At 61.5% G+C, this 13,292-nt stretch carries 11 protein-coding genes; all 11 read left to right on the top strand.

Features of this window, described 5'->3' with window-relative positions:
* Window positions 1–13: 13 nt before the first annotated feature.
* The 11 genes from HBO23_RS26590 to purD all read left to right on the top strand — a co-directional run bounded on the left by HBO23_RS26590 (window position 14) and on the right by purD (window position 13,253).
* On the top strand, window positions 14–1,684 hold the full coding sequence (locus HBO23_RS26590; protein ID WP_017136741.1) for a PleD family two-component system response regulator: 1,671 nt from the start codon (window positions 14–16) through the stop codon (window positions 1,682–1,684).
* 53 nt (window positions 1,685–1,737) lie between these two features.
* Window positions 1,738–3,699, top strand: coding sequence for a methyl-accepting chemotaxis protein (locus HBO23_RS26585; protein ID WP_170040356.1), 1,962 nt, complete (start codon window positions 1,738–1,740; stop codon window positions 3,697–3,699).
* Between the two features lie 272 nt (window positions 3,700–3,971).
* Complete coding sequence (gene aroQ, locus HBO23_RS26580) at window positions 3,972–4,427, top strand: type II 3-dehydroquinate dehydratase (protein WP_017136743.1); 456 nt, start codon at window positions 3,972–3,974, stop codon at window positions 4,425–4,427.
* Window positions 4,428–4,451: 24 nt separating this feature from the next.
* Complete coding sequence (gene accB / locus HBO23_RS26575; protein ID WP_017136744.1) at window positions 4,452–4,913, top strand: acetyl-CoA carboxylase biotin carboxyl carrier protein; 462 nt, start codon at window positions 4,452–4,454, stop codon at window positions 4,911–4,913.
* Between the two features lie 17 nt (window positions 4,914–4,930).
* Entirely contained in the window at window positions 4,931–6,292 is a 1,362-nt protein-coding gene (gene accC, locus HBO23_RS26570) for an acetyl-CoA carboxylase biotin carboxylase subunit (RefSeq protein WP_017136745.1), read from the top strand.
* 214 nt (window positions 6,293–6,506) lie between these two features.
* Window positions 6,507–7,385, top strand: coding sequence for a 50S ribosomal protein L11 methyltransferase (prmA, locus tag HBO23_RS26565; protein WP_170040354.1), 879 nt, complete (start codon window positions 6,507–6,509; stop codon window positions 7,383–7,385).
* A 30-nt stretch (window positions 7,386–7,415) separates the two neighbouring features.
* A complete protein-coding gene (locus HBO23_RS26560; RefSeq protein ID WP_017136747.1) occupies window positions 7,416–8,630 on the top strand; it encodes a DUF3426 domain-containing protein in 1,215 nt (404 codons plus the stop codon).
* 185 nt (window positions 8,631–8,815) lie between these two features.
* Complete coding sequence (gene dusB, locus HBO23_RS26555) at window positions 8,816–9,829, top strand: tRNA dihydrouridine synthase DusB (protein WP_099548135.1); 1,014 nt, start codon at window positions 8,816–8,818, stop codon at window positions 9,827–9,829.
* Window positions 9,826–10,146, top strand: coding sequence for a DNA-binding transcriptional regulator Fis (gene fis, locus HBO23_RS26550; RefSeq protein WP_003221275.1), 321 nt, complete (start codon window positions 9,826–9,828; stop codon window positions 10,144–10,146). Before dusB ends, fis begins: the two co-directional genes overlap by 4 nt.
* Before the next feature lie 81 nt (window positions 10,147–10,227).
* Window positions 10,228–11,835 (top strand): bifunctional phosphoribosylaminoimidazolecarboxamide formyltransferase/IMP cyclohydrolase, encoded by a 1,608-nt coding sequence (purH, locus tag HBO23_RS26545; protein ID WP_017136749.1) that lies wholly within the window; start codon window positions 10,228–10,230, stop codon window positions 11,833–11,835.
* Between the two features lie 125 nt (window positions 11,836–11,960).
* Window positions 11,961–13,253 carry a phosphoribosylamine--glycine ligase gene (gene purD, locus HBO23_RS26540; RefSeq protein ID WP_017136750.1) on the top strand — a complete coding sequence of 431 codons (1,293 nt, stop codon included), beginning with the start codon at window positions 11,961–11,963 and terminating at the stop codon, window positions 13,251–13,253.
* Window positions 13,254–13,292: the final 39 nt, after the last annotated feature.

Raw genomic sequence — 13,292 nt, 5'->3', positions numbered from 1 at the left:
TAGTAGTCAGGATATGACCGAGCCAGAAGACCCCAGCCGTGAGCGTCTCAAGCACCATTTTGCCCAGCGGGTAATTCATCAGGCACGTCAAATTCTTGAGATCTGGCAACGCCTGCAACGCAGCGAATGGTCGAACACCGATTTGTCCGAACTCAGCGAAGCCAACCTGCGCCTGCTGCGCTTTGCCGAGCGTTTCGAACAGCCGGAACACGGCCAACTGGCACGACACATCGGCGAATCGCTCAAGGTGGTGGACGAAAATCGCGGCCGGCTGAGCAGCCAGGTCATCACCGAACTCAACCGCCTGATGCAACGCCTGTCCCGCACCGGTCTGCGCCAGGGTGATCAGCTGGAACAAACCTTACTGCCGCCGATGCGCAAGCCCATCTACGTGATGCTGGCCGATCACGACCGCGCCGAACGCCTGGCCAAGCAGTTGGAATTCTTTGGCATGAGCGCCCAGTCCCTGGACAGTGTGCCGGCGTTTCGTGCCTCCCTCGCCGAGCGCCTGCCGTCGGCGATTGTGATGGATGTGGACTTCTGCGGGGCGGGCCTGGGCCTCAAGTTGGCCGCCGAAGCCCAGGAAGGCCTCGAGCAAAAGCTGCCACTGCTGTTTTTCAGCTTGCACGAAACCGACACGCCAACGCGCCTGGCCGCCGTGCGCGCCGGTGGCCAGGAGTTCCTCACCGGCACCCTGGAAGCGTCGAGCCTCTTGGAAAAGATCGAAGTGCTGACCTGCGTCGCGCAGTACGAACCTTATAAAGTGCTGATCATCGATGACTCGCGGGCACAAGCGCTGCACACCGAGCGCCTGCTCAACAGCGCCGGCATCGTCACGCGCACCTTGATCGAACCGATCCAGGCCATGGCCGAACTGGCGGATTTCCAGCCGGACCTGATCATCCTCGACATGTATATGCCTGCCTGTACCGGCACCGAACTGGCCAAGGTGATTCGCCACAACGACCGGTACGTCAGTGTGCCGATCATCTACCTGTCGGCCGAAGACGACCTGGATAAACAGCTGGACGCCATGAGCGAAGGCGGCGACGACTTCCTCACCAAGCCGATCAAGCCGCGCCACCTGATCACCACCGTGCGCAACCGAGCCGCCCGTGCCCGTAACCTCAAGGCGCGAATGGTGCGCGACAGCCTGACCGGGCTATACAACCACACCCATATCCTGCAATTGCTCGAAGACTGCAGCTTCCGCGCCCGCCGCGAGAACAAGCCACTGAGCTTTGCGATGCTCGACATCGACCACTTCAAGCGCGTCAACGACAGCCACGGCCACCCCATGGGCGACCGCGTGATCAAGAGCCTGGCGCTGTTTCTCAAGCAACGCCTGCGCAAGACCGACTACATCGGGCGCTACGGCGGCGAAGAGTTCGCCATCGTGATGCCCGACACCGACCTGGAGTCGGCCTGCAAGGTACTGGACGAAATCCGTGGGCGCTTTGCCGAAATTCACTACCCGGCCCAGCCGCAGGATTTATGGTGCACCTTCAGCGCCGGGCTGGTGGAGCTGTGCGACGGCTCCGACAGCCTGATGATGGCTGCCCAGGCCGACGAGGCGCTGTACCGCGCCAAGGACGCAGGACGCAACCGCGTGCAAGCCGCTCGTACATCAAAGCAAAGTGCCACCTTTTCACCGGAATCCACCGAATCCGTCATAACTTTGTAATGGAAACGCAATAACTTCAGGCACTTATCTTTTGCTGTCGGTTGAAACCACGCATGCGCCTGAAGCTGCTGACCAATCTCAATACCCTTCTGCTGGTGGCCGTGTGCCTGGCCCTTGGAGCGACGCTATGGTGGTCGCAACGTGCGCTGGAACGGCCGTATCTGCTGATGGAACGCTACCTGGGCCTGTCGCAGACCTTTCAGAACCAGGCCGCACGCAACATTGATGATTACCTCTCCAGCGGCGATGCCCTGCGTTTGAGCAGCGCCAGTCAAAGCCTGGAAAACCTGTTGCAGCATCTTGACGAATTGCCGGCAGAACCTGGGCAAAACCTGCGCCCCAGCCTGGTGGATCTGGACACCTTCAGCAAAACCGACCTGCTCGCCGCCGGCAAACTGGCGGGCGACCCGCAAGCCCTGTTGCTGCAAGCCGAACGTGAGCTGGGCGCGAACCTTGAGCAACTGAGCCAATACGCCACGGGCGTCAACTCACCAGACGCCGCTCGCTACCTGCCGCCCTTGCTGGCCGCGTCCCAGCACCTGGGCAAACTGTCCCTGGCCCGCGACAAACTGGTCAGCAGCGGGCGCGCGGAGTTGGCCGATGACGTGGAGCGCGAGGTCGCCAGTATCCGCACTCAGGCCGACGTGTTGGCGGGGTTGCCATTGCTTGGTGTCAAGGCCAGCAGTGAATCCAGCGCCGATGATTTTTCCGCCATGATGGGCCTGGAAAACAGCGAGAAAGCCGAAGTTCAGGACACCGGCGTCGACCTCAAGCGCGAACTCAACAGCCTGTTGACCCGCTACCCCGCCGAACTCAAGCGTACCCGCGAGCAAATCCAGCAGCGCACCGCACTGGCCGCCGCCACTCATTTAAAAATCGCCGCCGTGCAACAGGCCATCTCCGGCCTGGAGCCGGTGGTACGCGCCCAACACGCCAGGATCCAGGGCGAAGTTCGCCTGTTACAAGGCGTGATGATCGGCCTGATCCTGCTGATTGCCCTGCTGATCGACACCCTGCAACGGCGCCTGGCGCGGGTGCTGACCAACCTCGCGCCCGCCCTGTCGACCTGGGCCGAAGGTGATTTCAGCCAGCCGATTGCGCTGGGCAAGACCAACCGCGAACTGCACGATATTGAAGCCTCGCTGAACCGCTTGCGCGCTTACCTGGTGGACCTGGTGGGCACCATTCGCGCAAATGCCGAACAAGTCGTCGGCAGCAGCCGCGCCCTGGCCGAGCTGAGCAGTGGCCTGCACGACGGGGCCGAGCGTCAGGCCGGCGATACTGCGCAGATCCGCGATTCCCTGGGCGAGCTGGAAGCCACCATTCAGCAAGTGGCCGGCGATGCCAGCCAGGCCGCCGGTGCCAGCCGCAGTGCAGGCCTGGCCGTGGAACAGGGCCAACGGGTGATCGGCCTGAGCCTCACCGGCTTGCACGCACTGGTGGGTGAAGTGCAGCAAAATGCGCAGATGATCGAAAAACTCGCGGAAGAATCCGCCACCATCGGCGGCGTGCTCACCGTGATTCGCTCGATTGCCGACCAGACCAACCTGCTGGCCCTCAACGCCGCCATCGAGGCTGCGCGCGCCGGGGAAGCCGGGCGTGGGTTTGCCGTGGTGGCTGACGAAGTGCGCACCCTGGCCCAGCGCACGGCGGGCGCCACCGCTGAAATCCAGGGTTTGATCACCGGCCTGCAAAGCGCCGCCCATCAGTCGGTGCAGGGCATGCGCGCGCAGGTCGAACACGCCGAAGCCACCGCCCAGCAGGCCCAGGCGGCCGACGGCGCGTTGGATGAAATCGTCGGGGCGATCCAGACCATTTCCGACACTGCCGTGCGCATCGCCGATGTGACCGCGCAGCAGAGTGGCGCCGTCAGTGAGATTCGTGACAACAGCGAGCGGATTCACCAGCTGGGCGAGGATAATTTGCTGCGAATCGGCCAAGGCCGCAGCCAGGGTGAGCATCTGTTGGAACTGGGTGGGCAACTGAACACTGCCGTGCAGGCGTTTCGCGTCTAATGCGATCGAGATCGTGCCCACGCTCTGCGTGGTCATGCATCCTGTGACGCTCCGCGTCACGACTTTAGAGCGGGACGCGGAGCGTCCGGGGCGGCATTCCCACGCGGAGCGTGGGAACGATCAATCACTGACCAAATCCAGCCTCACAGTCACAAATTTTGCGCAATCATCGCTAATCGTGCCGCCTACTGCATAGAACTGGACAGTCACAAAGGCTTTGCGGCATAGTCGCCGGGTTCTGACGCACCCACATCAATAACAAGGAACAGCCGATGGCGACCTTACTGGTTCTTCACGGACCCAACCTGAACCTGCTCGGTACCCGTGAACCGGGTGTCTACGGGGCGGTGACCCTGGAACAGATCAACCTTGATCTGGAACGCCGGGCGCGTGAAGCCGGCCACCATTTGCTGTACCTGCAAAGCAATGCCGAGTACGAATTGATTGATCGCATCCATGCCGCGCGTGGCGAAGGCGTGGACTTTATCCTGATCAATCCCGCCGCTTTTACGCATACAAGTGTTGCATTACGTGACGCGCTGCTGGCGGTGAGCATCCCATTTATCGAAGTGCATTTGTCGAACGTGCACAAACGCGAAGCTTTCCGCCATCACTCCTACTTCTCCGACGTAGCGGTAGGTGTGATCTGCGGCCTTGGCGCCAGCGGTTACCGACTGGCCCTGGAGGCCGCCCTGGAACAACTTGAACAACCGGCCAAGCGCCCCTGACCGACCCTTGGGAGTTGATGATTCATGGATATCCGTAAAGTTAAGAAACTGATCGAACTGCTGGAAGAATCCGGTATCGACGAGCTGGAAATCAAGGAAGGCGAAGAGTCCGTACGGATCAGCCGCCACAGCAAGACCCCGGCTCAACAGTTCTACGCGCCACAGATGCAAGCACCTGCTCCGGCTGCCGCACCTGCCGCCGCCCCGGCTGCTGCCGCTGCACCTGCCGCCCCAGCCGCGCCTGCGCTGAACGGCTTCGTGGTCAAGTCGCCAATGGTCGGTACTTTCTACCGCACCCCGGCACCGACCTCGCCAGCCTTCGTTGAAGTCGGCGCAACCGTGAAAGTGGGCGACACCATCTGCATCGTTGAAGCGATGAAAATGATGAACCACATCACCGCTGAAAAAGCCGGCGTCATCGAATCCATCCTGGTAGAAAACGGTCAGCCGGTTGAGTACGACCAGCCGCTGTTCACCATCGTTTGAACCGCGGAGCGCCTTCGATGTTGAAACCTGCGAAGAAACTGCAAAAAGTCCTGATCGCCAACCGCGGCGAGATCGCGCTGCGTATCCTGCGCGCCTGTAAGGAAGAGGGCATCAAGACCGTCGCTGTTTACTCGACGGCCGATACCGAATTGATGCACGTGAAACTGGCGGACGAAAGCATTTGCATCGGCCCGCCACTGGCCACGAACTCGTACCTGAAAGTCTCGAACATCATCGCGGCCGCTGAAGTGACCGGCGCTGATGGCATCCACCCAGGCTACGGCTTCCTCGCGGAAAACGCCGATTTCGCCGAACAGGTGGAAAAATCCGGCTTCGCCTTCATCGGCCCTAAAGCCGAAACCATCCGCCTGATGGGCGACAAGGTTTCGGCCAAGGACGCCATGATCGCAGCCGGCGTGCCAACCGTTCCAGGTTCCGACGGCCCACTGCCGGAAGACGAGGCAACCGCCCTGCGCATTGGTCGCGAAGTCGGTTACCCGGTGATCATCAAGGCCGCCGGTGGCGGTGGTGGTCGCGGCATGCGTGTGGTGCACAAGGAAGAAGACCTGATCGAAGCTGCCAAGCAGACCCGCTCCGAAGCGGCTGCCTGGTTCGGCAACCCGATGGTTTACCTGGAGAAGTACCTGACCAACCCACGTCACGTGGAAGTGCAGGTACTGTCCGACGGCCAGGGCCACGCCATCCACCTGGGCGACCGCGATTGCTCGCTGCAACGTCGTCACCAGAAGGTACTGGAAGAGGCACCGGCACCGGGCCTGGACGAAACCGCGCGCCAGGAAGTACTGGCTCGTTGCGTCAAGGCGTGCATCGACATCAACTACCGTGGCGCTGGTACCTTTGAGTTCCTCTACGAGAACGGCCGCTTCTACTTCATCGAGATGAACACTCGTGTGCAGGTAGAGCATCCGGTTTCGGAGATGGTCACCGGTATCGACATCGTCAAGGAAATGCTGAGCATCGCTGCCGGCAACGTGCTGTCCTTCACCCAGGACGACGTGAAGATCCACGGCCACTCCCTGGAGTGCCGGATCAACGCCGAAGACCCGAAAACCTTTATCCCAAGCCCTGGCCTGGTCAAGCATTTCCACGCGCCGGGCGGCAACGGCGTGCGTGTGGATTCGCACCTGTACAGCGGCTACAAGGTTCCGTCCAACTACGACTCGCTGATCGGCAAGCTGATCACCTGGGGCGCCACCCGCGACGAGGCCATGGCCCGTATGCGCAATGCCCTGGACGAAATCGTGGTAGACGGCATCAAGACCAACATCCCGCTGCATCGGGATCTGGTACGCGATGAAGGCTTCTGCGAAGGTGGTGTGAACATTCACTACCTGGAACACAAGCTGGCCAACCAGTAAGTGCTCCACCCAACAAAGCCGCCTTCGGGCGGCTTTGTTGTTTGTGGGCCCGCAAGAACACCGCCGCCCCCATGTGTGCGGGCTTGTGTGGGAGCTGGCTTGTGTGGGAGCTGGCTCCCACACAAGCCAGCTCGCCACAAACTCGCCGCTCGCGTAAACTTGCGCGCTTTCGCGACCCAGCCGTCGCACACTCATTTTTTCAAAGGTGCCCGCCATGCCTTGGCTGCAAGTCCGTCTCGCCATCAGCCCAGAACAAGCCGAAACCTACGAAGACGCTTTCCTCGAAGTCGGCGCCGTGTCGGTGACCTTCATGGACGCCGAAGACCAGCCGATCTTCGAACCGGAACTCAATACCACGCCGCTGTGGTCCCACACCCATCTGCTGGCCCTGTTCGAAGACGGCACCGATGCCGCCGCCGTGCTGGCCCACATGGAACTGCTCACCGGCAGCCCGCTGCCCGAGCACCACAGCGAAGTGATCGAAGACCAGGATTGGGAACGCAGCTGGATGGACAACTTCCAGCCAATGCGTTTCGGCCAGCGCCTGTGGATCGTGCCAAGCTGGCACGCCGCGCCTGAGCCGAATGCCGTCAACTTGCTGCTGGACCCGGGCCTGGCGTTCGGCACCGGCACCCACCCTACCACCGCGCTGTGCCTGGAATGGCTGGACGGCCAGGACCTGAGCGACTGCAACGTGCTGGATTTCGGCTGCGGCTCAGGGATCCTGGCGATTGCCGCGCTGCTGCTGGGCGCCAAGGAAGCGGTCGGCACCGATATCGACGTGCAAGCCCTGGAAGCTTCCCGTGATAACGCCGGGCGCAATAACATTGCTGAAGGCAAATTCCCACTCTACCTGCCGGAAGATTTGCCCCAGGTGCAGGCCGATGTGCTGATGGCCAATATCCTCGCCGGCCCGCTGGTGTCGTTGGCGCCGCAGCTGTCGAGCCTGGTCAAGCCGGGCGGGCGCCTGGCGTTGTCGGGCATCCTCGCCGAGCAAGGCGAAGACGTGGCCGCTGCCTACGCCAAGGATTTCGAACTGGACCCGATCGCCAACCGTGATGGCTGGGTACGCATCAGTGGTCGTCGGCGCTAGAATGAGCGCTTGCCTGAATCGGATGGCCGCATGACCGACAGTTTCGTCACCCAGTGCCCACACTGCCAAGCCCGTTTTCGCGTCAGCCACGCACAACTGAGTGTGGCCCGCGGCGTGGTGCGCTGCGGCTCGTGCCTGCAAGTGTTCAACGCCGCTCGCCAGTTGCTGGAGCAGCGCGGCCAGGTGCCTGCGCCTGAGCAGCCGGCCGTTGCCGAGAAGGCCACTGAGCCGACCGCCGAGGCCCCACGGGCCATCAGCCAGAAGCAGTGGAACGCCGAAGAACTGGACCTGGACAACCTGGACCTGGACGAAGAACTGGCCAAGCTGGAGCGTCGTCAGGCACCGGCTGACCGTCGCCAGCCTGAAGATGCCCTGAGCGCTACGCGCGGCACTGCCAAGGCCGAAGAAGAACAGTGGGCCGCCAGCCTGTTCAGTGAACCGCCCGAGGAGCGCACCCCAGCGCCCGAGGATGAGCCAGAGCCAGAGCCGGCCACTGCGACACGCCAGCGCACCGAACCCTCCATGTCGTTTCGCCTTGACGACATCGACGATGAACCGCCACTGCGCTCGGCGCCCCACGATGAAGATGACGATATCGACCCGCCGTTCACGCCCTTGACCCAGGCCCTGGACGAACCGGAACCCGAAGATCGCCCGCAACCGCGTCGCAAGCGCACGCGCCCCGAGCCAAGTGTTCACGATGACGTACTCCAGGACCTGGAAGACGACCCGCTGCACCTTTACGCCCAAAAGCGCCCGTCCGGTTGGGGCCGCCGCCTGATCTGGATGCTGCTGGTGCTGATCGCCGCCGCAGGCCTCGCAGGCCAGTACATCGCGTATCAATTCGACGACCTGGCCCGCCAGGATGCCTACCGCCCATGGTTTCAGCAGCTGTGCCCGTCACTGGGTTGCACGGTGCCATCGCGGGTCGATATCGCCCATATCAAGAGCAGCAACCTGGTGGTGCGCAGCAACCCGGAGTTTGCCGGGGCGCTGGTGGTGGATGCGATCATCTATAACCGGGCGACGTTTTCCCAGCCCTTTCCGTTGCTGGAACTGCGTTTCGCCGACATGAACGGCAATCTGATCGCCAGTCGTCGCTTCAAACCCGGCGAATACCTGAGCGGCGAATTGGCCGGCGTCAGCGAAATGCCATCGCAGACACCGATCCACATCTCCCTGGATATCCTTGACCCAGGCAATAAAGCGGTGAATTACAGCCTGAGTTTTCACTCGCCCGAGTGAACCGGCGCAGGTTCTGAGGTTTGACGGCAAATTATTGACTTTGCGCTGCGCAACCAAACCGGCGGCGATAAAGAAATAACTGTTCAGATTTTATCCAATTCAGCCTTTATCCAGTCATCGAGAGCGGGTATCATGCCAACCCTTTTTCGAACTCTAATGATCCGGCCCCACAACAGGGAAGTCCTATGTCGGCGGTACGCATCGGCCCATACACATTGCAAAACGGCTTGATCCTCGCCCCGATGGCGGGCGTCACCGACCAGCCCTTTCGTCAGCTGTGCAAGCGTTTGGGCGCGGGTCTAGTAGTCTCTGAAATGGTCACCAGCGACATGAGCTTGTGGAACACCCGCAAATCGCGGATGCGCATGATCCACGAAGGTGATCCCGAGCCCCGCTCGGTGCAGATCGCCGGGGGTGATGCGCAAATGCTGGCAGATGCGGCCCGAGCCAACGTGGAGTTGGGCGCACAGATCATCGACATCAACATGGGCTGCCCGGCCAAGAAGGTCTGCAACAAGGCCGCCGGTTCCGCATTGTTGAAAGATGAGCAGTTGGTAGCCGAGATCCTGCAGGCCGTTGTCGCCGCAGTGGATGTGCCGGTCACCCTGAAGATTCGTACCGGCTGGGACCGGGACAACAAAAATGGCCTGACAGTGGCGAAGATCGCTGAACAGGCCGGGATTACAGCGCTGGCGGTGCATGGCCGCACCCGCGCCGACCTTTACACAGGTGAAGCTGAGTACGACACCATTGCCGCGATCAAGCAGGCGGTGTCGATGCCGGTCTTTGCCAATGGCGATATCGACTCAGCCGAGAAAGCCCGGCGCGTGCTGCACGCAACCGGTGCCGATGGCTTGTTGATTGGCCGGGCCGCCCAGGGGCGGCCATGGATTTTTCGTGAGATCGAACACTTTCTGCGTACCGGCGAAGTCTTGCCGGCACCGGAGTTGATCGAGGTGGAACGTATTCTGCTAGAGCATCTGGCCGCCCTGCACGCCTTCTATGGAGACGTGATGGGAGTACGCATTGCTCGCAAGCATGTCGGCTGGTATCTCGCCACCTTGCCGGGCGCCAAGGAATTCCGCGCTCAGTTCAATCGTTTGGATGAAACGCAGGCACAGGTCGCCACCGTTCGTGAGTTCTTCGCCGAACGTGACAAGAGCCTGGGAACAGGGGATGGAGAGGGGGTGGCCGCATGACGATGATGACCGAGACTTTAGTGAGTGGAACAGCACCCGTGAGCGACAACGTCAATTTGAAACAGCACCTGAACACGCCGAGCGAAGAAGGTCAGACCCTTCGTGGGAGTGTCGAGAAGGCGCTGCACAATTATTTCGCCCACCTTGAGGGCGCTTCCGTCACGGACGTGTACAACCTGGTGCTCTCCGAAGTCGAGGCGCCGTTGCTCGAAAGCGTGATGAACTACGTCAAGGGCAACCAGACCAAAGCCAGTGAGCTGCTGGGCCTCAACCGTGGCACCTTGCGCAAAAAGCTCAAACAATACGATTTGCTGTAAGCATTCAATCAAACCAGAAAGGCGCCCGCGTAAAAACGGTCGCCTTTTTTGCTGACTCCTTTGCTTTTGATGGAAATTGAAATGACCGACCAGACCACCCGCCTGCCGATCCGCCGCGCCTTGATCAGTGTCTCCGACAAGACCGGGATCCTCGAATTTGCCCGGGAGCTGGAAGCCCTTGGCGTGGAAATCCTCTCCACAGGCGGGACCTTCAAACTGCTGCAGGACAACGGCGTGGCCGCAGTAGAAGTCGCGGACTACACCGGTTTCGCAGAAATGATGGACGGTCGGGTCAAGACCCTGCACCCGAAAATCCACGGCGGGATCCTCGGTCGTCGCGGTATCGATGACGCCATCATGAGCGAACACGGCATCAAGCCGATCGACCTGGTAGCCGTTAACCTTTACCCGTTCGAAGCCACCATCAACAAGCCAGGCTGCGACCTGCCGACCGCCATCGAGAACATCGATATCGGCGGCCCGACCATGGTTCGCTCCGCTGCCAAGAACCACAAAGACGTGGCCATCGTGGTTAACGCCAGCGACTACGCGCAAGTATTGGAAAGCCTGAAAGCCGGCGGCCTGACCTACGCCCAGCGCTTCGACCTGATGCTCAAGGCGTTCGAACACACCGCCGCCTACGACGGCATGATCGCCAACTACATGGGCACCGTGAACCAGGCCGCTGAAACCCTGAGCACAGAAGGCCGCAGCCAGTTCCCGCGCACCTTCAACAGCCAGTTCATCAAGGCCCAGGAAATGCGCTACGGCGAGAACCCGCACCAGAGCGCGGCGTTCTACGTTGAGGCCAAGCCTGCCGAAGTCGGCATCGCCACCGCGACCCAGTTGCAAGGCAAGGAGCTGTCCTACAACAACGTGGCCGACACCGACGCCGCGCTGGAATGTGTGAAGAGCTTCGTCAAGCCAGCCTGCGTGATCGTCAAGCACGCCAATCCGTGCGGCGTGGCTGTGAGCCCGGACGCTGAAGGCGGCATTCGCCAGGCCTACGAACTGGCCTACGCCACTGACACTGAATCCGCGTTTGGCGGCATCATTGCCTTCAACCGTGAGCTGGACGCCGAGACCGCCAAGGCGATCGTCGAGCGCCAGTTCGTTGAAGTGATCATTGCCCCATCCGTCAGTGAAGAAGCTCGCGCCATCGTCGCCGCCAAAGCCAACGTGCGCCTGCTGGCCTGCGGCGAGTGGTCAGCAGACCGCGCCGCTGCCTGGGACTACAAGCGCGTCAATGGCGGCTTGCTGGTACAGAGCCGCGACATCGGCATGATCGGCAGCCAAGACTTGAAGGTCGTGACCAAGCGCGCCCCGACCGAGCAAGAGATCAACGACCTGATCTTCGCCTGGAAAGTGGCCAAGTACGTTAAGTCCAACGCCATCGTCTACGCCAAGAACCGCCAGACCATCGGTGTCGGCGCCGGCCAGATGAGCCGCGTGAACTCGGCGCGTATCGCCGCGATCAAGGCAGAACACGCAGGCTTGCAGGTCGTGGGTTCGGTGATGGCTTCCGACGCGTTCTTCCCGTTCCGTGATGGCCTGGACAACGCCGCGAAAGCCGGTGTTACCGCCGTGATCCAACCGGGCGGCTCGATGCGTGATGCTGAAGTGATCGCGGCCGCTGATGAAGCTGGCATCGCGATGGTCTTCACCGGCATGCGCCACTTCCGCCACTGATTGATCGTTCCCACGCTCCGCGTGGGAACGCAGCCAGGGACGCTCCGCGTCCCTCGGACGCAGAGCGTCCGTAGAGGCATTCCCACGCAGAGCGTGGGAACGATCATCCTAACGAGGGTTTTGAAATGAATGTTTTGATCATTGGCAGCGGTGGCCGCGAACACGCCCTGGCCTGGAAAGTTGCCCAGGACCCACGCGTCCAGAAGGTTTTCGTCGCCCCCGGCAATGCCGGCACCGCCATTGAAGCCAAGTGCGAAAACGTCGCCATCGACGTGCTGGCCCTTGAGCAGCTTGCTGATTTTGCCGAAAAAAATGTTTCCCTGACCATCGTCGGCCCGGAAGTACCGCTGGTTGCCGGCGTTGTGGACCTGTTCCGCAGCCGTGGCCTGGACTGCTTCGGCCCAACCGCCGGTGCCGCCCAACTGGAAGGCTCCAAAGCCTTTACCAAGGATTTCCTGGCTCGCCACAAGATCCCGACGGCCGACTACCAGAACTTCACCGAGATTGAGCCGGCCCTGGCTTACCTGCGTGAAAAAGGCGCACCGATCGTGATCAAGGCCGATGGCCTGGCCGCCGGTAAAGGCGTGATCGTCGCCATGACCTTGCAGGAAGCCGAAGACGCCGTACGCGACATGCTCGCCGGTAACGCGTTTGGTGATGCAGGCTCGCGTGTGGTGATCGAGGAGTTCCTCGACGGCGAAGAAGCCAGCTTCATCGTGATGGTCGATGGCAAAAATGTGTTGCCGATGGCCACCAGCCAGGACCACAAACGTGTTGGCGATGGCGACAGCGGCCCGAACACCGGTGGCATGGGTGCCTACTCCCCTGCCCCGGTCGTCACCGCCGACGTGCACAAACGCGTGATGGACCTGGTGATCTGGCCAACCGTGCGCGGCATGGCCGACGAAGGCAATGTGTACACCGGTTTCCTCTACGCTGGCCTGATGATCGACAAAGCCGGCAACCCGAAAGTCATCGAGTTCAACTGCCGCTTCGGCGACCCGGAAACCCAACCGGTGATGCTGCGTCTGCAATCGAGCCTGGTGCTGCTGGTGGAAGCCGCATTGGCCCAGGCCCTGGACAAGGTTGAAGCACAGTGGGACCCGCGCCCGAGTGTCGGCATCGTACTGGCGGCCGGTGGTTACCCTGCCGACTACGCCAAGGGCGATGTGATTGAAGGCCTGGATGCGGCTGCTACGCTGGAAGGCAAGGTGTTCCATGCAGGCACCGCGCTCAAGGACGGCAAAGTTGTAACCGCAGGTGGCCGTGTATTGTGCGCCACCGCAATGGGTGCCAGTGTCGACGCCGCGCAGCAACAGGCGTACAAACTGGCGGCAAAAATCGACTGGAAAGGTTGCTTCTACCGCACAGACATCGGCTATCGCGCCATTGCCCGTGAACGCGGCGAGAACAACTGAACAGCTACGCTTGCGTAGCTATCCGTTCGGCTAGGTAAG

Source organism: Pseudomonas sp. WS 5532 (assembly GCF_012985445.1).
In the GTDB taxonomy this organism is placed as follows: Bacteria; Pseudomonadota; Gammaproteobacteria; order Pseudomonadales; family Pseudomonadaceae; genus Aquipseudomonas; species Aquipseudomonas edaphica.
Note: the sequence above shows the minus strand (reverse complement) of the source record. Positions and strands in the feature narration are given on the sequence as shown.

What these genes read in the sequence shown, in the direction of transcription:
- purD (WP_017136750.1), top strand. Translation starts at nt 11,961, where the DNA reads ATGAATGTTTTGATCATTGGCAGCGGTGGCCGCGAACACGCCCTGGCC.
- prmA (WP_170040354.1), top strand. Translation starts at nt 6,507, where the DNA reads ATGCCTTGGCTGCAAGTCCGTCTCGCCATCAGCCCAGAACAAGCCGAA.
- HBO23_RS26590 (WP_017136741.1), top strand. Translation starts at nt 14, where the DNA reads ATGACCGAGCCAGAAGACCCCAGCCGTGAGCGTCTCAAGCACCATTTT.
- accB (WP_017136744.1), top strand. Translation starts at nt 4,452, where the DNA reads ATGGATATCCGTAAAGTTAAGAAACTGATCGAACTGCTGGAAGAATCC.
- fis (WP_003221275.1), top strand. Translation starts at nt 9,826, where the DNA reads ATGACGATGATGACCGAGACTTTAGTGAGTGGAACAGCACCCGTGAGC.
- purH (WP_017136749.1), top strand. Translation starts at nt 10,228, where the DNA reads ATGACCGACCAGACCACCCGCCTGCCGATCCGCCGCGCCTTGATCAGT.
- HBO23_RS26560 (WP_017136747.1), top strand. Translation starts at nt 7,416, where the DNA reads ATGACCGACAGTTTCGTCACCCAGTGCCCACACTGCCAAGCCCGTTTT.
- accC (WP_017136745.1), top strand. Translation starts at nt 4,931, where the DNA reads ATGTTGAAACCTGCGAAGAAACTGCAAAAAGTCCTGATCGCCAACCGC.
- HBO23_RS26585 (WP_170040356.1), top strand. Translation starts at nt 1,738, where the DNA reads ATGCGCCTGAAGCTGCTGACCAATCTCAATACCCTTCTGCTGGTGGCC.
- aroQ (WP_017136743.1), top strand. Translation starts at nt 3,972, where the DNA reads ATGGCGACCTTACTGGTTCTTCACGGACCCAACCTGAACCTGCTCGGT.
- dusB (WP_099548135.1), top strand. Translation starts at nt 8,816, where the DNA reads ATGTCGGCGGTACGCATCGGCCCATACACATTGCAAAACGGCTTGATC.